We start from the raw sequence: 20271 nt of genomic DNA, 5'->3' as shown, positions 1-20271 counted from the left end.
CTGGAACAACACATCGACAGCGAACCAAAGGAAAATAAGCCCATCACCGCGTAAAACAGCGAAAAAGGCCGTCACGAAAATCTACGACGAGTGGGACAATCCCCTTCTTTTACTCATCTGATATGGCTAATCAAAGACGCCTGAATGCGCTAATTCAAACCCCGGCTCCATTTACACGGAGCCGGGGTTTTTCAGGCCTTATCATTCACGGTTGTATGATCAGCTCTCTTTTGACAGGGTGGAGGGCCGGTGATCCACCCATTTGACGATCTCGGGTGCCTGATACTGTTCAAACCGTTGCAGCAATGGTTCCGGTTCGGAGTCGGAGAGGATCATTGCCCGGTAATCCTCCTTCATAAAACCTTCGCCGATGGTGTGGTCGATAAACTGGAGCAAGGGCGTGAAATAGCCGTTCAGATTGAGCAGGCCGCAAGGTTTTTGATGGTGGCCGAGCTGTGCCCAGGTGAAGACTTCGAAGAACTCTTCCAGGGTGCCGCTGCCGCCGGGCAGGGCGATAAATCCGTCGGCCAGCTCCGACATCAAGGCTTTTCGCTCATGCATGGAGCCGACGATATGGAGGTCGGTCAAGCCGGTGTGGGCGATTTCCCGATCCACCAGGGATTTGGGGATGACGCCGATTACTTCGCCCCCGTGTGCCAGAACTGTATCGGCAACCGCTCCCATCAATCCGACACGGGCCCCGCCATAGACCAGGGTGATGCCCGCCTCCGCCAAGGCGATGCCCAGTTTTTTGGCCCCTTCCATGTAGTCCGGGTTGGAGCCGGGATTGGAGCCGCAAAATACACAGATGTTTTTCACCGATGATCACTCCTGCACGATTGAATACTAAAAGCGTTGTGAATTAGTGCTAGATGGGTGGGGTGGGATTGGGTTTCACATGACCTTTTCATTGTTTTTAACTGTCAAAACACTCCATGTGAAACCCAATCCTCTTTGTGACGGATTTTCCTCAAGATTTCAAAGCCACAGTCTATTGTAACAAAGGTCGGGAACGTGGAGAACGGAAATTTCATTAAAATATTCATTTGAATATTGCGGGGTTGATGATGTCATGGTATGTTCTATTCAAAAGAAATTTTGAATAAGGAGGTTATCCATTGACACCTCAACCTGCCCGTCCCAGGGAGGAGACCTGTGAGATCTTCTCCAGTGATGAAGAAAAAGTTATGCATCTGAAGGAAAAGATGAAAGAGACAGATCCGGTGGAACCGGCCCGATTGTTCAAGGGACTCGGGGATGAAACCCGCTTTCGGATCGCCTATGCGCTGTATCTGGAAAGGGAGCTCTGTGTCTGTGATGTGGCTGCCATCCTGAGCACATCAGTGGCGACGGCTTCCCACCATCTGCGATTGATGAAGAGTCTGGGTCTCACCCGGAGCCGCAAGGAAGGTAAAATGGTCTACTATTCCTTGGATGACGATCATGTCCGGCTGTTGGTGAAACTGGCCATCGATCATGCGGCGGAGGGTCTCACCGAACCTTCCGGAGAGGGGGGGAATCATCATGAGCGAAGGGGAACAAGCGATCCATCCTGAAGTGAAGGTTGTTTACCGGTTGACGGGACTCACCTGTGCAGATTGTGCCGCCAAGTTTGAGCGGGAGGTGAAAAAGGCCCCGGGTGTTATCGATGCACGGGTCAACTTCGGAGCCTCCAAGCTCACCATCCGGGGTAAAGCGCTTCCTCCGGAGCAGATCAACCAGCTGGGTGCCTTTGACGGGATCCGCGTGAAGGAGGATCCCACAGAAGACGGGCGGAGAATCCCATGGTATCGGGAACGGCAAGCCTTGTTCACGGGAGGATCGCTTCTGTTGATCCTGTTCGCCCTGGGGGCGAAGGGGGCGGGTGCTCATGAATCGGTCATTGTCGGATTGTTTTTGTCCGCCGTGATCACAGGGGGGTGGGAGACAGCACGAAAAGGGTTGCCGGGGCTGTTTCGTCACCGCTTCGATATGAATGCCCTGATGACGGTGGCCGTGGCTGGTGCCATTGGTATCGGGTACTGGGAAGAGGCGGCGGTGGTGGCTTTTCTGTTCGGTGTCAGTGAAACCCTGCAGATCTACACCAGCGATAAAGCCCGGAGCTCTCTGCAATCCCTTCTTGATCTGGCTCCCCGGAAAGCCGTGATCCGTCGAAATGGCGAGGAGCTGAACCTGTCGGTGGAAGAGGTGAAAGTGGGGGATACCCTATTGGTCCGTCCCGGTGAAAAGTTGGCCATGGACGGGCGGATTCTGCGGGGGGTGAGCAGTCTCAACCAGGCGGCGATCACCGGGGAGTCGGTGCCGGTGTTTAAGGAAGCCGGGGATGAGGTGTTTGCCGGTTCTCTCAACGGAGACGGCTTTTTGGAAGTAGAAGTGACCAAGCGGGCGGAGGAGACCACCCTGTCCAAAATCATCTCCATGGTGGAGGAAGCCCAGGAGAAAAGGGCCCCTGCCCAAGCCTTTGTGGATCGGTTCGCCAAATTTTACACGCCGGCGATTTTGCTCTTATCCCTCGCTGTTCTCCTGATTAAACCCATGGTATTCGGGATCATTTGGCAAGATGCTCTGTATGACGCGCTGGCGTTGTTGATTGTTGCCTGCCCCTGTGCATTGGTGGTCTCCACTCCGATGGCGATTGTCTCCGCCATTGGAAACGCTGCCCGAAACGGTGTCTTGATCAAGGGTGGAATCCATCTGGAGACTGCTGGTTCCCTGAATGTGATCGCCTTTGACAAGACGGGAACGTTGACCTGGGGGGAGCCGGCGGTCAAGGAAGTGGTAACCTTCGACGGGGCTGACCGGCAACAGGTGTTGGCGATTGTTGCCGGCATGGAATCGATGTCGGAACATCCCCTGGCCCGGGCTGTGGTTCGCCGGGCGGAGGCGGAAGGAGTGGTTCCGGCGGGGGCGGAGGAATTTCAAGCTTATCCGGGTCGGGGAGCGGAGGCCATCGTTGATGGGAGGCTCCACCGGATCGGAAGTCCCCGCTGGGTGTTGTCGGAACATATTTCCGGGAGAACCCGACAGAGAATCGAGGAGTTGGAAAATCAGGGTTATACTGTTGTCTGTCTGAACGTGGAGGATCGCCTCTTGGCGGTGTTTGCCTTGGCTGACGAAGTGCGAGGCACCAGCCGGGAGGCGGTGCGGGAACTGAAACAGGCGGGGATCCATCCGGTGATGCTCACCGGTGACAACAGCCGCACGGCCCGGGCCATTGCGGCGGAAGTTGGAATGGATGAGTATCGCGGGGAGTTGCTGCCCGAGGACAAGCTGGAGGCGGTTCAAGAATTGAAAGAGTCCCACGGCAAGATCGCCATGGTGGGTGACGGGGTAAATGACGCTCCGGCCATGGCCGCCGCCGACTCTGGGATCGCCATGGGCGGAGCTGGAACAGATACCGCTCTGGAAACCTCGGATATTGTGCTGATGGCCGATGATCTCTCCAAACTTCCCTTCACCATCCGACTCAGCCGGGCGGCACGGGGCATCATCCGACAGAACATCATTTTTTCCCTGGTCACCAAGTTTCTAGCTGTCTACCTGGTCTTCCCGGGCTGGCTCACTCTGTGGTTGGCGATTTTTGCCGACATGGGGGCAACCGTGCTGGTGACGCTCAACAGTATCCGGCTGTTGAAGGTAAAACCCTGAAGAGGAAAGGGATATGGGTTGGAGAATCACAGGAATCGGTTGATATATCGATATTGGGCACCTGTATATGACAGATGGTTTGAGCGGATCTTTGTTGGTGCCCGGTTGGAACTATGGGAGATGGCCGGTGTCATGCCGAAGGGAAAGGGTTCTGTTGGCGGGAATCGGTACGGGGCAGGATTGGAAAATTGATTCCTCTAGTCTCTTCTTAAGATCGGAAAGCTGATTCAGTTGCATCTCAACCTCCTTTAAGCGAAGTTGATAAAGGTGAAGGAGGTCGTCACACAGGTCATCGGCCTCGGGGATATTATTTTGGTCTTTGCAGAGGAGGATCTATTCAATCTGTTTTGTATTCAATCCCAACCCCAGATACAGCTGAATAAGTCTGACTCGTTCAATGGAACCCTGATCGAATAAACGATAACCGTTTTTCGATCGCCTGGCTTTCAGGAGATTTTTTTGATCATAATAACGCAGGGATCGAACGCTCACCCCTGTGATTATGGACAGTTCGCCAATTTTCATAAGTCAACATCCTTTCAGTCGCCTTACACAACCAATTATAGTTGTAAGCAGAGTGAACTGTCTCCTCTGCTTTGCTTGGATACGGTGGCTTTTTACTTAGTCAGCATAGAAGGGTAGAATCGTGAAAGAGAGAAGGAGGTTTTTCATTGGATATCAGAGGTTATTTGGAAAGGATTGGAGCGGATAAGCCTGTGGAAGCGGATTATTCGGGGCTGGAATTCCTTCAACGGCGACATCTGTTTGCTGTACCCTTTGAAAATTTGGATATCCCGCGGAAGGTTCCGATTCAATTGGATGAAAACCGGATATACGATAAAGTGGTCCGGCGGCACCGGGGTGGTTTTTGTTATGAACTGAACGGACTCTTTCATCGTTTGTTGGAGCATTTGGGATACCGGGCCCGGCTGGTGGCGGGAACAGTCAAGAAAGAGGAAGGAGGCTGGGCCTTGGCTGACAGCCATGCCACCATTCTCGTGGAGCTGGGCGAGTGGTGGCTGGTGGATGTGGGTTTCGGCGATTCTGCACGGCTTCCTCTTCCCTTGACGGGAGAAGAGCGAACTGACGTAAGCGGGACTTATCGGGTGGTTCCAGTGTCTGGACGGGAGAGGGTGTATGATCTCCAACGGAAGCAAAAAAGTGGATCCTGGACCACCCGTCTCCGTTTCTCGACCCAACCGAAGAAATTGCAGGAATTTGCTCCCCAGTGCCGGTTCAACCAGACTTCCCCGGATTCTCCCTTTACAGGAAGATCCATCGTCACCCTTCCTACAGAGGAGGGCCGGATCACCCTGTCGGGAAACACCCTGGTGATCACAAAGGGAGAGACGAAGCAAAAGGAAGTGATCCCGTCTCCGTCCGTGCCGGAGGTGCTGCGGGAGCGGTTTGGGATTGTCCTGGAATGACAGGTTCCTGTGTAGTGTGAAGCTGCGCAGGGAGTGAGCGGATCAGACACTGCAAGGTGTAAGAAAAAATGGAAAAGAGTAAATCCCCGTTTTTCCAAAGTGGAACAGACGGGGTTTTTTGATGCATTCAAAAGCGTTTTCACATTCCCTGTCAATGTTCTTATGGGTAAAAATCCGACTCTCCCTGTGATGGTTTTTTCATAACACTCTTCGGGCTGAAAATGTTGCGGAAAAATGGAAAAGATAGATGGATGATGAAGGTGGATGGTCTGACCCAGGAGGATATGGGATGATGCGGACTGTGCCGGATGACTCGGAGGGAAAGTTATGGATCTGACAGATATACTGGTGATCGTGTTGACCGGGATTTTCTTGATCGTGGTGTTGGTTCCGGTTGTCGTGCTCCTTTGGCTGTATTACCGGGATATAAATCAAACCAAACACTCTGTGTTGCGCAACTTCCCTGTCCTCGGGAAAATGAGGTATATCCTGGAGAAAATCGGACCGGAGCTGCGCCAGTATCTGTACCTCAACGACAACGAGGGAAAGCCCTTCACCCGTAGGCAATATGAGGATGTGGTCATCTCCGCCAAATATAAACACCGGCTGCTCGGGTTTGGCACGGAGCGAAATTATGAGGAGGAAGGATACTATATCCGAAATTCCCTGTTTCCCAAGTTGGAACAGGAAATGAGGGTGGACAACGAACAGAAGATCCAAACGAAAGTCTACTCCATTGACGATGAAAGTTTGTTTCGTCGAAAGGAACACCGGGAATCGGCAGAGGTCAACCCCTTTTATCTGCTGGAGGAAGATGCCGTGATCCTGGGAGAGACCACCTGCAAGCATCCTTTTAAAATCAAGGGGTTGGTCGGCCAGTCTGCCATGAGTTACGGGTCGCTGGGAGACCGGGCGATCACTGCGTTATCCAAGGGGTTGGGATTGGCCGGCGGGACGTGGATGAATACCGGGGAAGGTGGCCTGTCCCAGTACCATTTGGCAGGCGGAACCGATATCATGATACAGATCGGGCCGGGTCTGTTCGGGGTGCGGACGATTGACGGAGAATTTTCATGGGAGGCGTTTCAAAAGAAGTGTGAGATCGAACAGGTGAAAGCCTTTGAGATCAAGCTGGCCCAAGGAGCGAAAACGAGGGGGGGCCATCTGGACGGGGCCAAAGTGACTCCCGAAATCGCGGAGATCCGGGGGCTGGAACCCTACCGTTCCATTGACAGTCCCAACCGGTTTAAGGAATTTGGCGACCCGATTTCGATGCTCCATTTTATCGAGAAGTTGAGGAAAGTGGGCGGAAAGCCTGTGGGTATCAAACTGGTCGTGGGTGATGTGGAACTACAGCGGCTGGTGGCGGCGATGGCGGAAACGAGAATGGCCCCTGATTTTATTACAGTGGACGGGGGGGAAGGGGGGACCGGGGCATCCTATAAAGAGTTGGCGGATGCTGTCGGGTTTCCGATCCATACGGCACTTCCCATTGCCGATGATCTGCTCAAAAAGTATGGAGTCCGGGACCGGGTCAAACTGATCGCTTCCGGCAAATTGCTTTCCCCGGATCGCATCGCCATCGCACTGGCCATGGGAGCTGATCTGGTCAATATCTCCCGCGGATTCATGATGTCCGTCGGTTGCATTCAGGCCATGGTGTGTCATACCAACCGCTGTCCTGTCGGTGTGGCGACAACGGATCCGTCGTTGCAAAAAGCGCTGGTCGTCGAAGAGAAAGCTTACCGTGTCTGCAATTACCTCCTTTCCTTGCGGGAAGGCTTGTACAATTTGGCCGCTGCTGCCGGGATCGACTCCCCCACCAAGTTTGAACGGCGACATATCGTGTATAAAGATCGTTATGGGAAGGTGCATGAGCTGGATTCCTTATCCTAATGAGGGGGAAGGTCGCGGATGCGGTCTGTCATTGATCAGGAGGAAGAGGGAAGTTTACCATTCAGTGTGAATCCTTCACAAACAGAAGTTATACTCACCATGGGACGTTGTTTGAGATTCAGCCGTTTCATGCGGCTGTCCCTTTTGCCGGAAATATATATACCCCACGGGGGTATGGAGGGGGCAATGGAGAAAAAGATTTTCACTCAAGATCAAGAGGTATGACTTGTGCCAGAAAACAACCCGGCGGGGATGGAGTTCTCATGTTATGTTATTTTCCAAAGGGGCGTTTTGTTGCCATCACAGGGTCCGCTGCAAGGTATAATAGGGTAGGGGAAAGGGGTGAAGCCCATGATGGTTGTCAATCCGGACCTGGATTCCTTGGAAGGTGAGAATGGGGAAGTAGGTGAGACCCATGAAGCGAGAAAAAGCCACCATCCCGACCGGGTGAAGAGCAATCTCACCTCCCGGTTGAATCGGATCGAGGGTCAAATCCGGGGAGTGCGCCGTTTGATTGAGAACGATACGTACTGCGATGATGTGTTGACTCAGATCGCCGCTGTTCAATCGGCTTTGAACAGTGTCAGTCGGATCCTTCTGGAAGGTCATATGAAGAGTTGTGTGGTCGAACGGATCCGGGAGGGCGACGATGAAGTGATCGATGAACTGATGATCACGGTCCACAGGATGATGAAGAGGTAACAGATGGGATAGCTCCTCAATAGAAGGTGTTTTTTCCACAAAAAATCCGTATGAACCAGTCACACGGACAGTTCACCCCATAATCCGCAATTAATCCACTGCTGGGGTGGGGGTGGGTGTTCCCTTGTCTCCGTACTGTTTTTCGATGTAACGACGGATCTCCTTCAACGGATGTCCGTCTTTTTTCATGGCGATCGCGTCACGCGCGATATCGATGCAGATTCCTCAGGTGGCACCCATCCGGTCCCATTGCACATTGCCATCTTTGTCTTTGTCCTGAATGAAACAATGTGCGTTGTGCTCGTGGCCGGAGGAGCCGCATCCACAATAACAGGGCATATCGGTCAAAAGGTACGTATGTGCATAGGCGAGCGAGTAGGCTTCCTGGGCCCGGGGCGGGGCCTCCCGGACAAACTCAGGCAGTTGCACCTGAACGGTTCGAGCCTCCTCTGACAAGGCTTTCAGGGAATCTTGGGATGGTCCCTTCACTTCTGGTTCCGATGCACAACCGGCCAGTGCCACTGTCAGGATGAAAATCACTGGCAGGATTCGTCTCAACTGCATCACTTCCCATAGGAATAAAAAGCTATTGTCACCTTATCCTAATGAAATCATGGGAGAAAAGCAATGGATTCCTTATGAACTAAGGTGTGTCTTGCTTTGGGTTCAGGGGATGGTTCCCCTTTACGGCGATGCTCTTTTTTCCTGAACCTTGTCTCATCGCTTTTCCTTCCGCATATATATAGGACAGGTCGGCCTGGGGGTGAAAGCGATGTCGCTGGCGATGTTGGGATGGTGGTTGACAGGGTGTGGATTGTTGCTGTGGTTGGTACGGCTCTCATGGATGCACCCGCCCCAGCGGGACGCAATGGTCTGCTCCATGTCGGTGGGGACGGCTGCGGGAACAGAGGTGGGGGTGTATGTTCCTTTGGCCATGGGACTCCCGTTTCTACCTTCGGCCTTGATCGCTTATGCGGTGGGATGTCTGGCCGGTTGGGCCGTGGGTTGGCGCAGTGGGGTCCGGGGGGTGCTGGAGGGAACGGTGGCCGGATGGATGGGCGGAACCATGGGGGCGATGATTGCGGTGATGAACTCTCCAGAGACAGCTTCGGTCCTGTTCCGCGTGACAGGAGTTCTGATTGCGGGAGTTCAGTTTATGGTGTTTCTGATCCTGTCTCCTCAGGGGAGTTCAAAGCATGTGAAAGGACTTTTGTACAATCCCTGGGCTTATTTCTTACTGTTAGCGGGATATATTCTTAGCGTCCATTTTCATCCACTTGCAGTGAGAGGAGGGGAAGTTCACGGACACTGAGGATACCGGGTGGAAGGAAGAAAAAACCGGTTTTTTAAAGCATAATTTGATCCATCCAGCTCAAGATAAGAGCATGGAACACATTATGGATAATATTAAGGAAGCCATCAGGAGGTATATTATGGGCGTAATGAGTGGTAATTCGATTGAAGAACCCATGCACTATGGAGAGGTGTTTGCAGCCTGGAGTTATCTCAGTGCAACCAAGGGGGAAGATTGCGGGATATCAAACCATGCTGAATCATACGGGGGATGAGGACCTTCGTAATTTTATCGAGGATTTGATCAAAACCGGTAAACAGGAAGAGGAACAAATTGAACGGCTTCTCAAGGAGAATGGTGTTGCTCTTCCACCTACACCTCCGGAGCGGCCTGTGGCCAACTTGGAGAGCATTCCGGTCGGGGCTCGTTTCAATGACTCTGAAATTGCAATTTCCATCGCCCGGGATCTGACCACGGGGATGGTCGCCTGCAGTCAAGCCATGGGAGGATCCATCCGTGAAGATATTGGAATGATGTACGGACAATTCCACATCAAAAAAGCTCAGGCAGGGACAACCCTTTTACGCATGCAAAAAGAAAAAGGATGGTTGGTTCCCCCACCCCTGCACATTCAGGAACCGGTTGGAGCTTTTTAAAAAAAGGGACTCTGTACCGGCAACGGAAATAAAAGCACCCTCCGGGTGCTGAGACTGCTGACAAAGTGAAGATCAGCAGTCTTTTTGGGTACGGAAGAACCGTTTAAGCCAACAGGGAAAAGCCCTGTGCAAAAGGCGAAGGGAGACCATTGAGCGAAGTTGCGCCGATGCGAAAGAGCTTCATGGTCTCCGATACGCACGACCAAGGGGACTTGCCAAAGTGACCGAGCAATGTCTCCTGACTGCGTGTGCCCAAAACATCAAGAAAATGGCCTTGCTCCTCTCCAAGAGGAGCAAGGGACCCAAAAACGGGTCTCGATCTACCTTCAAGACACCATCACTTCCACTTCTCTTTTTTTGGAAAAAACAAAGCCCTGTCGCCTTTCGGCGCAGGGCTTTGTCACTAGCCTCAGCACCCTCCGGGAGCTTTTTTGATGGACAGTCACAGGGAATCCCCCTGACGGGTTTGTGAGTGTGCCGTTCCTGGTTTTTCAGAAGTTTCTTTGTATCGCAGGAAACCATAGACGCCGATGATGATGAACAAACCACCGATCCATTGAAAGACACCGGGCTGTTCGGAGAAGATGATCCAAGCCAAGAGGGAGGCTCCGATCGGTTCGCCAAGGATGGCCACAGAAACGGTGGTGGCCGGGATCCACCGGATTACCCAGTTGAGCAGGCTGTGACCCAGCAAGGTGGGAAACAGCGCCAACAGAAAGAAGAGCCACCAGTCCCGTGATGGATAGGAAAAGAGAGGCTGACCGAAGGCGAGAGTGACTCCCGCCAGCAACAGACCCGCCGTACTGTAGACGATCAATGTATAAGTCACCGTGGACATCCGCGTCCGCAAATTCTGTCCCATCAACCAATAGGCGGTCACCATCCCCGCCCCGGCCAAGGCGAGAGAATCACCGAACCAAGCCATTCCGCCAGAGGCGAAGTCCCCCCATCCGAGGATCATTCCCCCTGCCATTGCGATTCCCGCACTGGCCAATGCCGCCGGGCGGCTTCGTTCTCCGAAGAGGAGATATGCACCCACAAAGGAAAAAACAGGTTGCAAGGTCACCAGCACCACGGAACTGGCCACACTGGTATAGGAGAGGGAGGCGAACCAGAGGGCGAAGTGGAAAGCGAGAAACACTCCGGAGAGAAAGGAGAGGCCCCAGTCCCGTCGGGAAATCTTCCGAATCTCTCCCCTGTGTTTCCACCACCAGAGGGGCAGCATCAAGCAAGCGGCGATTAGGAGGCGCCAGGCGGCGATCACAGTGGCGGGAGCGGTGGATAGTTTCACCAGGATGGCAGACAGGGAGATAAACACCACCCCCACGGCCATGAGGAACCAAGGATGAAGTCGAAAGCGGGACATGGGTAACGTCTCCTTTCTGCGGGTAGACCCTTGCTGGAAGTGGATACCTGTGCATGGTAGAATGAATGAAGTGGAAAAGACCGCAGGCTCATTCGCCCATTATATCTTCGGCGAAGGAGACTGACAACGGGAGACGGAACAGAAAATCCAAACAATGGAGGTCCGGGATGGACAAATTGGTGTTGATCGACGGAAACAGTATTGCCTTCCGAGCGTTTTTCGCCCTGCCTCTGCTCAAAAGCCGACAAGGCACCTATACCAATGCTGTCTACGGCTTTACCATGATGCTGATGAAGGTGTTGGAAGAGGAGAAGCCCAGCCATGTATTGGTTGCTTTTGATGCGGGGAAGTTCACCTTTCGCCACCGGGATTACAAGGATTATAAAGGCAAGCGGGACAAAACTCCGGGGGAATTTTCCGAACAAATCCCCCTGATCAAGAGACTCCTTGATGCCTTTGGTATTCGTCACTTTGAGCTGGAACAGTATGAAGCGGATGATATTATCGGAACCCTTGCCCGGCAGGCGGAGGGGGCTGGGATTGCGGTCACCATTGTCACCGGGGACAAGGATCTTTTGCAACTTGTCTCTGATCGGGTTCACCTGTTGATGACCAAAAAGGGCGTCAGCGATGCCGATCGGTATGACCTTCACCGGATTGAAGAGAGATACGGTTTGAAGCCTGAACAGATCATCGACTTGAAAGGACTGATGGGGGATCCATCCGACAATATCCCGGGCATTCCCGGTGTGGGGGAAAAGACGGCACTGAAACTTCTCCACCAATACGGAAGTGTTGAGAAGGTCCTGGATAACATCGACAACCTTCCGGGGAAAAAGCTGAAAGAACGGGTGGCCGAAAATCGGCGGGATGCTTTGTTAAGCAAGGAGTTGGCCACCATATTTTGTGAAGTGCCCCTCGATTTCGGCATCAATGATCTGAAGTATGAAGGATACGACACCGGCCGGGTCACTCCGATCCTCAAGGAGCTGGAATTCAAGTCCCTCCTGGAGCGGATCGGGGGATCGGACGCAAAGGAAAAGCCCGGGGAGACGGAAGAGATCGCGGTGGAAATGGTCAGTCCGGAGGAGACGAGGAACTGGGATGAGTGGCTTTCCCAGGACGGTCTGGCCCTGTTCGTGGAGATGAGCGACGAGAACTACCATCGGGCCGAAGTGCTGGCAGTTGCCTTGTCTGACGGGAAGAAACAACTCTTTTTGGAGTGGGGGACGGCCAGAGAATGGCCAAGCTTCCGCCGATGGCTCCAGGACCCGGATCGCACGAAGGTTTGTTATGATGTCAAGGCCACAGGTGTCGCCCTGAAACATCAGGGATTGGAGACGGATGGATTTGCGTGGGATATATTATTGTCTTCTTATCTCATCAACGCGTCGGAGTCGGGGCATGAACTTTCGGAGATTGTGGATCGAAAGTGGGGAGGAGGACTTCCCGACGATGATGCGGTGTACGGAAAAGGTGTCAAACGCCGTCGCCCGGAAGGGAAAGAGCTGGCAGAACACTTGGCCCGCAAAGCTCGGGCCATCCACCGGTTGCAGCCCGTTCTGGAAGAGGAATTGAAGGAAAACGGTCTCGACTCCCTTTACTTCGATCTGGAATTGCCCTTGGCCCGGGTGCTGGCGAAGATGGAGTGGCAGGGGGTTCAGGTGGACCGGGAACGATTGCAATCCCTGGGGGAGGAGCTGCAGGTCCGGCTGGATGAACTGACAGAGAAGATCTACGATTTGGCGGGAGCAAAGTTCAACATCAATTCCCCCAAACAGTTGGGGGAGATTCTGTTTGACAAACTGGGACTGCCCGTCTTGAAAAAGACCAAAACGGGATACTCCACAAGTGCCGATGTGCTGGAAAAACTGGCACCACAACATGAAATTGTGGAAGAGATTCTGCATTACCGTCAGGTGGGCAAACTGATCTCCACTTATGTGGAAGGTTTGCTCAAGGAAATCGACGGGGAGACAGGGAAAATCCATACACGGTTCAACCAAGCGATCACCGCCACCGGCCGTCTGTCCAGCACCGATCCCAACCTGCAGAACATTCCCATCCGGTTGGAGGAAGGGAGACGAATCCGGCAGGTGTTTGTTTCTTCGGAGGAAGAATGGTTGATGCTGTCAGCGGACTACTCCCAGATTGAGTTAAGAGTGCTGGCACATTTGTCCGGAGATGAGAACCTGATGGAGGCCTTTCAAAAAGAGCTGGACGTCCACACCAAAACAGCGATGGATGTCTTCGGGGTGTCCGCCGATAAGGTGACTCCATGGATGCGCCGCCATGCCAAAGCGGTCAATTTCGGGATTGTATATGGAATCAGCGATTACGGCCTGTCTCAAAACCTGAATATCACCCGCAAGGAAGCGGGGGAGTTTATCCAGCGTTACTTTGACAGTTATCCCGGAGTGAAGCGTTATATGGAGGATATTGTCCGTCAAGCGAAAAAGGACGGTTATGTCACCACTATGCTCCACAGACGCCGAGATCTACCGGAGATCAACTCCCGCAATTTTAACCGACGCAGTTTTGCTGAGCGGACGGCGATGAACACGCCCATCCAGGGGACAGCGGCGGATATCATCAAAAAGGCGATGGTGGAGATGGACTCCATGTTGGAGAAAGAAGGATTCCGGGCACGGCTTCTGCTGCAGGTGCACGATGAACTCATCTTTGAAGCTCCTGCGGAGGAAATGGAAGCATTGGACAACCTGGTTCGTCGGGTGATGGAGAATGCGGTAAAGCTGTCCGTTCCCCTCCAAGTGGACATCAATACAGGAAAGACCTGGTATGAAGCAAAATAACGGGGAGAGAATGAACATTGCCGGAGTTGCCAGAGGTTGAGACTATCAAACGGACGTTGCAGAAACTGATCTCGGGGAAAACGGTGGAGGAGGTGAAGGTGGCTCTGCCCCGGATTATCAAGGAACCCCCGGATCCGGAATTATTTGGGGAAATGCTGAAGGGACGAAAGGTGACGGGAGTGGAACGCCGGGGGAAATTTCTCCGGATCTTTTTCGACCCTTGGGTCTTGGTCTCCCATCTGCGCATGGAAGGGCGCTACAGTCTGGAATCAGCGGAAACACCCATGACCAAGCATACCCATGTAATTTTCCGCTTCACTGATGAAACGGAACTGAGATACCGGGATGTGCGTCAGTTCGGCACCATGCATCTGTGGCCGAAAGGGGAAGAATTGAGCCTTCCCCCTTTGCACAAGTTGGGGCCGGAACCCTTGTCTGAGGCGTTTACTTTAGCGGGGTTTGCCGACGGATTGGCCAAGCGAAAAACCAACATCAAAGCTCTTCTACTCAATCAGGAATTCCTGTGTGGGCTTGGCAATATTTATGTGGATGAGGCCCTTTTCACTGCGGGAATCCATCCGGAACGGCCGGTGCAGTCCCTGAGTTCCGATGAGGTGAAACGGCTGTATAAAAGTATTCGTTCCACTTTGGTGAAGGCAATTGAAGCGGGGGGTTCCTCTGTCCGCAGTTATGTGGACGGGAACGGTGAAATGGGCATGTTCCAATTGCAGATTCAGGTGTATGGAAGAAAAGGGGAACCCTGTCCCCGTTGTAGTCGGCCGATTGAGCGCGGGGTGGTGGCCGGGCGGGGAACTCACTTTTGCCCCGATTGTCAGCAATAACAACCGACAAGGGGATTTGCGGATTTTACTGGAGGGGAGGGGTTAAGTTGAAGGTGGGTTTGACCGGTGGGATTGCCACCGGAAAGAGTACGGTCTCCGAATGGTTTCGCCAAAAGGGAGCGGCGATCGTGGATGCCGATCAGGTGGCCAGACGCGTGGTGGAGCCTGGAAGCGAAGGGAACAGGCGGGTACGGGAGCGGTTTGGTGACGGGGTGTTTAGAGCGACGGGGGAACTGGACCGAAAAGCTCTCCGTAACTGGGTGTTTGGAGATGCAGCAGCCCGTAAAGATCTCAACGATATTCTTCATCCCCTCATCATTCGTCGGATGCAGGCAGAGGTGCGGGAGGCCGAAAAAGAGGCTCCGGACCGCCCGGTGATTCTGGATGTTCCTCTTTTGATTGAAGAAAGGCTGACTTATTTGGCGGATATCGTCGTTCTTGTTTATATCCCTGAAGAATTGCAATTGAAGCGACTGATGGACAGGGAAGGCATTTCCGGAGAAGAAGCCAAGAGGATGATCAAGGCCCAGATGCCGATCACAGAGAAAAAAAAGTTCGCCGATGTACTGATCGATAATTCCGGTACCCGTGCGGACACGGAAAGACAGGTTGATGCTTTATGGGAAACTTTGGTCTCCAAAAGTGGATCCAACCGGTTATAGCCGCTCTTCCGTCTAAGCGAAAGTTGGGACTGGCCTTCATCCTGCTCCTGATCTTCTTGATTGTTGCCACCCCTCTTTTTAATCGATGGATGTATCCCTTGGATTACGAAGAGCAGATTCTGTACAGTTCCGATGCCACAGGTGCGGATCCTTTTCTCGTGATGGCTGTCATCCGAGTGGAAAGCAAGTTCAATCCCGATGTGGAGTCCCATGCAGGTGCCCAGGGATTGATGCAGCTGACTCCCAACACAGTGGACTGGGTAGTGGAGAGAGGGCGGTTTTCTCCGGCATTCAAAGAGTCCGTTCGGGATCCGGCAATCAATATCCACATGGGCAGTTGGTATCTGTCCGGATTGATGAAGGAATTTCAGGGGAACCAAGTGGCTACCATCGCTGCCTACAATGCGGGTCCCGGCAATGTGCAGAAATGGTTGAAAGAGGGTCGGTGGGACGGGACCCGTCGCAATCTGAATCAGATCCCCTATGGTGAAACACGCCATTATGTGCAACGGGTCATGTTTTTCCATGACAAGTACCGTTCGTTGTACTCTCATCTGGTAAAAAAACGGGAAACTTATACGCTTCCTCAATAAAAAGCCCAATTTTGACAGAGGTTTATTGCAATATGTGTTATACTGATTATAATATTAAAGGGAACTTGTATGTAACATTGGGTGAAGGAAGGGGAAAATATGCCTCTGCGAATAGCTATCAACGGTTTTGGCCGCATCGGTAGGATGGTCTTTCGAAAAGCGATCCATGAAGAGGATGTCGAGGTGGTGGCAGTCAATGCCAGCTATCCGGCTGAGACGCTCGCCCATCTCGTGAAATATGACACCATTCACGGAACGGTGGAAGATGAGATCCGGGCGGATGGAGATCGGTTGATCGTCAATGGCAAGGAAGTGAAGCTGGTATCCAACCGTGACCCCGCCGGTCTTCCCTGGGGGGATCTCGATATCGACATTGTGGTGGAGGCCACCGGGAAGTTTCGCGATCGGGAAGGCGCGGGGCTTCATCTGCAAGCGGGAGCCAAAAAGGTGGTAATCACCGCCCCCGGTAAAAATGAGGACGCCATGATTGTGATGGGCGTCAATGAGAGCGCTTACGACCCTGAAGCGCACCGGATTATTTCCAATGCCAGCTGCACCACCAACTGTCTGGCACCGGTGGTGAAGGTGTTGCAGGATAAATTCGGGATCGAACAAGGGTTGATGACCACGGTTCATTCCTATACCAATGACCAAAAAAATCTGGACAACCCTCATAAGGATCTGAGACGGGCTCGTGCTTGCGCCCAATCGATCATTCCGACGAAAACAGGTGCCGCCTCCGCGATCGGGAAGATCCTTCCCGAGCTGGAGGGACGATTGAATGGGCTGGCTCTTCGGGTACCCACCCCCAATGTATCTGTGGTGGACTTGGTGGTGGACCTGAGACAACCGGCGGGGGTCGATGAAGTGAATGCTGCGCTGAGAGAGGCCTCGGAAACCCATCTCAAAGGGATTCTTCAATACTGTGAAACACCCTTGGTTTCCACCGATTTCAACGGCAATTCCCATTCCGCCATTGTGGATGCACCCTCCACCATGGCCGTAGGCGACCGTCAGGTAAAAGTTCTTGCCTGGTATGACAACGAGTGGGGATACTCCTGCCGTGTGGTCGACCTGGTCAAGTGGGTGGGGCGTCCTTTTTTCGGGAAATATGAAGAGGATCAACTCCGGGAAGTGACAGTTGGATCCCGGTGACAGAGACAGCCGCTTTCCGGTTCCGGCCGGGAAGCAGCTGTTATTTTTATGACGGGGATCAAAGCGCCTGTGAGTACAAACCCGGCTGTTTGTGGTATAGTTAGATCGATTCGTTGATTCTTCGGGGAGGATTGAAGCGGGAGGAGTGCATCGATGCGCTGCCCATATTGTCATTCAATAGGAAGCCGGGTTCTGGACTCGCGTCCCGCCCACGAAGGGAAGTCCATCCGGCGCAGACGACAGTGCGAAAGTTGTGGCAGGCGTTTCACCACGTTTGAAATGTTGGAAAAGAAGCCTCTGATTGTCATTAAGAAAGATGGCGGCCGGGAGGAATTCAACCGGGACAAACTCCTTCGGGGGTTAATCCGCGCTTGTGAAAAACGATCAGTTCCGATGGAGAGACTGGAAGAGCTTGTCGACGATGTGGAGCGAAGCCTGCGGGAGCAGAATAATACGGAGGTGCCGACACGGGAAATCGGCGAACACATCATGGAACGGCTCGTCGACGTCGACGAAGTGGCATATGTCCGATTTGCCTCGGTATATCGGCAATTCAGGGATATCAATGTCTTTGTAAAAGAATTGGAAGAACTGTTAAATCGCTCCCACAACGCGAGGGATGGGGAAAAAGGAAAATCGACGGAAGAATAGGCCTGATATTCGATCCGGTTCCGGTTTGATAAGGAATGTTTCTATTGGTACAATAGTAATCCCTTTGCCAGAACGGATGGGAGGCGGGTGTCGATGTCGATGATCTGGAATGAATGTACCCCCCGGGATGGCTGGAGAAGTCGGAGCCGGCGCCCGATTCAGCCGGTGGACCCCTTGGTGTTGGTCCATCTTTACCAACCGCTGGTCGGGGCGGTGGCTGTCAGCCTGTATCTTACCCTCTACAGTCAACTGCCCCTGCATCGGCCGGGGATCTCTCGGTTGTATTCCCACTTGGATCTGATGAAACTGTTGCAACTTCCGCTGGGAGAAGTGCTCAAGGCGCGGTACCGGTTGGAGGGAGTTGGACTTCTGAACACATTCCGGACACAGGAGACGGGCAGATGGATGTTTTGGTATGAAGTGGTTGCCCCTCTGTCTCCGGGCTCTTTTTTTCAAAGTGATGTGCTCAGTATCTCCCTTCTGAATCGTTTGGGGAAAGACCGGTTCCGCAACCTTTATGAAGAGATGGTAGAAACCGGGGAAACCAATCTTCTCCAGGAAGACCGGGGGACTGAAGTGACACGATCCTTCCAACAAGTTTTTGGCTCATTGTCCCCTGCGGAGATCCGCTCAGTGACGGAATTGGAAAACGATCTTTCTCTGTCGGCGGTGGGAGGGGGTGACGGGCAGGAGGAGGGAAAGCCCCCGGTGTTTTCGGCGGAGGAAGGGGATGACCTGTCCATGGTCAAGGCCCGGTTGCAAAACCTGTTGGACAAGGGAGCTTGGACCCAACGGGTGGAAGAGCAGGTGCTTGAACTTCGGTTCCTTTATCAGTTGGATGACTGGGATCTGATCCGGGCCCTGCAGAATCCCTATGTCACCCAACAGGGGAAAATTGATGTGGATCGTCTCCGTTCTTTTATTCGCAGTCAATACCGGATGCGTTTTGGCAGTTCACCGGTAGTGGTGGACCGGGAGAAGATCAAACGGGGGAATACCAGAGGGGAGGAGGCTATGACCGGAGACCCTCCAACCCGAAAAAAACCAGATGAACTGTCAGAGGAAGAGCGCCATTTCCGATTGTTGGAAAAGCTCTCTCCCGTTGAACTCTTGTCCCATTTTCAAAATGGTAAGCAAATCCCCCGGGCAGATCTGGAGCTGGTGGAAGATCTGTCCCGAAATTATGGTCTCCCTCCCGGTGTGATCAATGTTCTCCTGGAGTATGTGCTGTACTCTTACGACTATAAACTTCCCCGGTCTCTAGTGGAAAAAATCGCCGGCCATTGGGCTCGAAAGCAAGTGCGTACAGTGGAAGAAGCGCGAAAGATGGCCAGCCAGGAGCTGAACTGGGAGTGGAACAAGCACAAAGGAACCGCATCCAGCAAAAGACCCCCCCGGGCCGGGAAAAGACTGGCTCGGGAGAGAGAGCAGCCACTTCCCCGGGCCGTTGCGGAGGCGATGGAACGGGAAGCCAAAGGGGAGAAAGCCTCCGGCGTGGAGGTTGATCCGGAGACAGAAGCCCGGTTGCGGGCCAGGTTGGACCGGATGCGCCAGCGACTCGGCCAACGAATGCAGGAGAAGGGGAATGAACAGTGATGGAACGGATCGATAATGTGGTGAATCCGCTTAAAGACCGGCTTTCCCGACGGTTAAGCCCAAATCCGGACCGGAAGCTGGATCGGTTTCTATCCCATCCCGCTGTCCGCTCTTTTCGGGAGAAACATCCCGAAGTTCCGAGGGAAATATACCGACGCTCCCAGACTCATTTGCGACAGATGGTGATGGAATGGGAGCAGTGTGAGCGCTGTCCCGGTCTGGACCATTGCCCCAATCTGGTGAAGGGACACCGTTCGCAACTGCATCTGTATGGGGGTTACTTGGATCTGAGGCTGGCCCCCTGCGATAAACAGAAAGCTTGGGTTGAGGAGCGGAATCGGAAACAGCTGATCCAAAGTCATCATATCCCTGCAGAAATTCTCAATGCCACTTTTGAACAGATGACCTGGGATTCAAAACGGGCGGAAGTGATTGAAGCGGCGATGGATTTTTGTGAGCAGTTTGCATCGGGCCGTCCTCGGAAAGGTCTTTACTTATACGGCCCCTTCGGGGTGGGAAAAAGTCGGATCGCCGGCGCCATGGCCCAGGATCTGGTCCGATTTGGCGTAGACTCTTTGATGGTCTATGTTCCGGACTTTATTCGGGAAGTGAAGGACTCCATCCGTGATGGAGGGGTGCAACAGAAACTGGATGCCCTAAAAAAAGCCACGGTTCTGATTCTGGATGATATCGGGGCAGAGAATATGACACCTTGGACCCGGGACGAAATTCTGGGGGCGATTTTGCAGTACCGGATGATGGAAAAATTGCCGACGGTGATGACATCCAACCTGGATTTGGACGAACTGGAAGACCATTTGGCCCACTCAGATAAAGGGGGAATCGAACGGTTGAAGGCGAAACGGATGATGGAGCGGATCCGGCACCAGGTGGATGTTTTTTATGTCGATGGTCGAAACCGCAGAAAGGCAGATTCCTAAAAATTATCCTTGCTTCCGGGAGTATATCA

At 53.1% G+C, this 20271-nt stretch carries 19 protein-coding genes and 2 pseudogenes; 17 read left to right on the top strand and 4 right to left on the bottom strand.

All coding sequences use genetic code 11. The annotated features are described in order from the left end of the window. Nucleotides 1–219: 219 nt before the first annotated feature. Nucleotides 220–819, bottom strand: a complete 600-nt coding sequence (locus tag IEV46_RS13660) for an LOG family protein (protein ID WP_188433101.1) — start codon at nt 817–819, stop codon at nt 220–222. 299 nt (nt 820–1118) lie between these two features. Here IEV46_RS13660 and IEV46_RS13655 point away from each other — a divergent pair, with 299 nt between their 5' ends. Genes IEV46_RS13655 through IEV46_RS13645 form a run of 3 tightly spaced genes read left to right on the top strand, consistent with a single transcriptional unit; the run spans nt 1119 to nt 3840 of the window. Then, on the top strand, nt 1119–1556 hold the full coding sequence (locus IEV46_RS13655) for an ArsR/SmtB family transcription factor (protein WP_308420312.1): 438 nt from the start codon (nt 1119–1121) through the stop codon (nt 1554–1556). Then, a complete protein-coding gene (locus tag IEV46_RS13650; RefSeq protein WP_188433100.1) occupies nt 1525–3648 on the top strand; it encodes a heavy metal translocating P-type ATPase in 2124 nt (707 codons plus the stop codon). Before IEV46_RS13655 ends, IEV46_RS13650 begins: the two co-directional genes overlap by 32 nt. 18 nt (nt 3649–3666) lie before the next feature. After that, nucleotides 3667–3840: a hypothetical protein gene (locus tag IEV46_RS13645; protein WP_188433107.1), complete on the top strand. Its 174-nt coding sequence runs from the start codon at nt 3667–3669 to the stop codon at nt 3838–3840. Between the two features lie 141 nt (nt 3841–3981). On the opposite strand, the gene IEV46_RS18175 is transcribed toward IEV46_RS13645, so the two are convergent. Beyond that, nucleotides 3982–4173, bottom strand: coding sequence for a MerR family transcriptional regulator (locus IEV46_RS18175; protein WP_229736122.1), 192 nt, complete (start codon nt 4171–4173; stop codon nt 3982–3984). A gap of 146 nt (nt 4174–4319) precedes the next feature. Between IEV46_RS18175 and IEV46_RS13635 the strand changes: the two genes are divergently transcribed. The 3 genes from IEV46_RS13635 (at nt 4320) to IEV46_RS13625 (ending at nt 7673) form a co-directional block, all read left to right on the top strand. Beyond that, a complete protein-coding gene (locus IEV46_RS13635; RefSeq protein WP_188433099.1) occupies nt 4320–5075 on the top strand; it encodes an arylamine N-acetyltransferase family protein in 756 nt (251 codons plus the stop codon). 327 nt (nt 5076–5402) lie between these two features. Then, nucleotides 5403–6971, top strand: a complete 1569-nt coding sequence (locus IEV46_RS13630; protein ID WP_188433098.1) for an FMN-binding glutamate synthase family protein — start codon at nt 5403–5405, stop codon at nt 6969–6971. A 351-nt stretch (nt 6972–7322) separates the two neighbouring features. Further along, complete coding sequence (locus tag IEV46_RS13625) at nt 7323–7673, top strand: metal-sensitive transcriptional regulator (RefSeq protein ID WP_188433105.1); 351 nt, start codon at nt 7323–7325, stop codon at nt 7671–7673. A gap of 90 nt (nt 7674–7763) precedes the next feature. On the opposite strand, the gene IEV46_RS13615 is transcribed toward IEV46_RS13625, so the two are convergent. Then, entirely contained in the window at nt 7764–8237 is a 474-nt protein-coding gene (locus IEV46_RS13615; protein ID WP_308420311.1) for a PCYCGC motif-containing (lipo)protein, read from the bottom strand. Nucleotides 8238–8445: 208 nt separating this feature from the next. Between IEV46_RS13615 and IEV46_RS13610 the strand changes: the two genes are divergently transcribed. From IEV46_RS13610 to IEV46_RS18170, 3 genes and pseudogenes are all read left to right on the top strand, one after another. Then, the gene (locus IEV46_RS13610; RefSeq protein WP_188433095.1) at nt 8446–8985 is read left to right on the top strand and encodes a hypothetical protein; all 540 of its coding nucleotides are present in this window, start codon (nt 8446–8448) and stop codon (nt 8983–8985) included. Nucleotides 8986–9106: 121 nt separating this feature from the next. Beyond that, nucleotides 9107–9623, top strand: a pseudogene (locus IEV46_RS13605) (DUF3231 family protein). Nucleotides 9624–9714: 91 nt separating this feature from the next. Next, nucleotides 9715–9912 (top strand): annotated as a pseudogene (locus tag IEV46_RS18170) (transposase); the annotation flags it as partial. A gap of 153 nt (nt 9913–10065) precedes the next feature. Here the strand turns inward: IEV46_RS18170 and IEV46_RS13595 are convergent. Then, complete coding sequence (locus IEV46_RS13595) at nt 10066–10989, bottom strand: DMT family transporter (RefSeq protein WP_188433094.1); 924 nt, start codon at nt 10987–10989, stop codon at nt 10066–10068. A gap of 167 nt (nt 10990–11156) precedes the next feature. Here IEV46_RS13595 and polA point away from each other — a divergent pair, with 167 nt between their 5' ends. From polA to dnaI, 8 genes are all read left to right on the top strand, one after another. Then, complete coding sequence (gene polA / locus IEV46_RS13590; RefSeq protein ID WP_188433093.1) at nt 11157–13802, top strand: DNA polymerase I; 2646 nt, start codon at nt 11157–11159, stop codon at nt 13800–13802. 17 nt (nt 13803–13819) lie between these two features. Further along, entirely contained in the window at nt 13820–14644 is an 825-nt protein-coding gene (gene mutM / locus IEV46_RS13585) for a DNA-formamidopyrimidine glycosylase (RefSeq protein WP_188433092.1), read from the top strand. A 53-nt stretch (nt 14645–14697) separates the two neighbouring features. Next, the gene (coaE, locus tag IEV46_RS13580) at nt 14698–15306 is read left to right on the top strand and encodes a dephospho-CoA kinase (protein WP_229736123.1); all 609 of its coding nucleotides are present in this window, start codon (nt 14698–14700) and stop codon (nt 15304–15306) included. After that, the gene (locus tag IEV46_RS13575) at nt 15264–15899 is read left to right on the top strand and encodes a lytic transglycosylase domain-containing protein (protein WP_188433090.1); all 636 of its coding nucleotides are present in this window, start codon (nt 15264–15266) and stop codon (nt 15897–15899) included. The genes coaE and IEV46_RS13575 overlap by 43 nt, the downstream gene beginning before the upstream one ends. Before the next feature lie 99 nt (nt 15900–15998). After that, nucleotides 15999–17054, top strand: a complete 1056-nt coding sequence (locus IEV46_RS13570) for a glyceraldehyde-3-phosphate dehydrogenase (protein ID WP_188433089.1) — start codon at nt 15999–16001, stop codon at nt 17052–17054. Nucleotides 17055–17207: 153 nt separating this feature from the next. Further along, complete coding sequence (gene nrdR / locus IEV46_RS13565) at nt 17208–17705, top strand: transcriptional regulator NrdR (RefSeq protein ID WP_188433088.1); 498 nt, start codon at nt 17208–17210, stop codon at nt 17703–17705. Between the two features lie 93 nt (nt 17706–17798). Continuing rightward, nucleotides 17799–19301 carry a replication initiation and membrane attachment family protein gene (locus tag IEV46_RS13560; RefSeq protein ID WP_188433087.1) on the top strand — a complete coding sequence of 501 codons (1503 nt, stop codon included), beginning with the start codon at nt 17799–17801 and terminating at the stop codon, nt 19299–19301. Then, nucleotides 19301–20242, top strand: coding sequence for a primosomal protein DnaI (gene dnaI, locus IEV46_RS13555; RefSeq protein ID WP_188433086.1), 942 nt, complete (start codon nt 19301–19303; stop codon nt 20240–20242). Before IEV46_RS13560 ends, dnaI begins: the two co-directional genes overlap by 1 nt. Nucleotides 20243–20271: the final 29 nt, after the last annotated feature.

The organism is Kroppenstedtia guangzhouensis (assembly GCF_014637345.1).
Taxonomy (GTDB): Bacteria; Bacillota; Bacilli; order Thermoactinomycetales; family DSM-45169; genus Kroppenstedtia; species Kroppenstedtia guangzhouensis.
The sequence above is the reverse complement of the archived record's forward strand: the minus strand, read 5'-3'. Positions and strand labels throughout refer to the sequence as shown.

Coding starts and splice junctions, on each gene's coding strand:
- dnaI (WP_188433086.1), top strand. CDS start 19,301: ATGGAACGGATCGATAATGTGGTGAATCCGCTTAAAGACCGGCTTTCC.
- IEV46_RS13625 (WP_188433105.1), top strand. CDS start 7,323: ATGATGGTTGTCAATCCGGACCTGGATTCCTTGGAAGGTGAGAATGGG.
- IEV46_RS13630 (WP_188433098.1), top strand. CDS start 5,403: ATGGATCTGACAGATATACTGGTGATCGTGTTGACCGGGATTTTCTTG.
- IEV46_RS13610 (WP_188433095.1), top strand. CDS start 8,446: ATGTCGCTGGCGATGTTGGGATGGTGGTTGACAGGGTGTGGATTGTTG.
- IEV46_RS13570 (WP_188433089.1), top strand. CDS start 15,999: ATGCCTCTGCGAATAGCTATCAACGGTTTTGGCCGCATCGGTAGGATG.
- IEV46_RS13560 (WP_188433087.1), top strand. CDS start 17,799: ATGTCGATGATCTGGAATGAATGTACCCCCCGGGATGGCTGGAGAAGT.
- nrdR (WP_188433088.1), top strand. CDS start 17,208: ATGCGCTGCCCATATTGTCATTCAATAGGAAGCCGGGTTCTGGACTCG.
- IEV46_RS13650 (WP_188433100.1), top strand. CDS start 1,525: ATGAGCGAAGGGGAACAAGCGATCCATCCTGAAGTGAAGGTTGTTTAC.
- IEV46_RS13575 (WP_188433090.1), top strand. CDS start 15,264: ATGGGAAACTTTGGTCTCCAAAAGTGGATCCAACCGGTTATAGCCGCT.
- polA (WP_188433093.1), top strand. CDS start 11,157: ATGGACAAATTGGTGTTGATCGACGGAAACAGTATTGCCTTCCGAGCG.
- IEV46_RS13595 (WP_188433094.1), bottom strand. CDS start 10,989: ATGTCCCGCTTTCGACTTCATCCTTGGTTCCTCATGGCCGTGGGGGTG.
- IEV46_RS18175 (WP_229736122.1), bottom strand. CDS start 4,173: ATGAAAATTGGCGAACTGTCCATAATCACAGGGGTGAGCGTTCGATCC.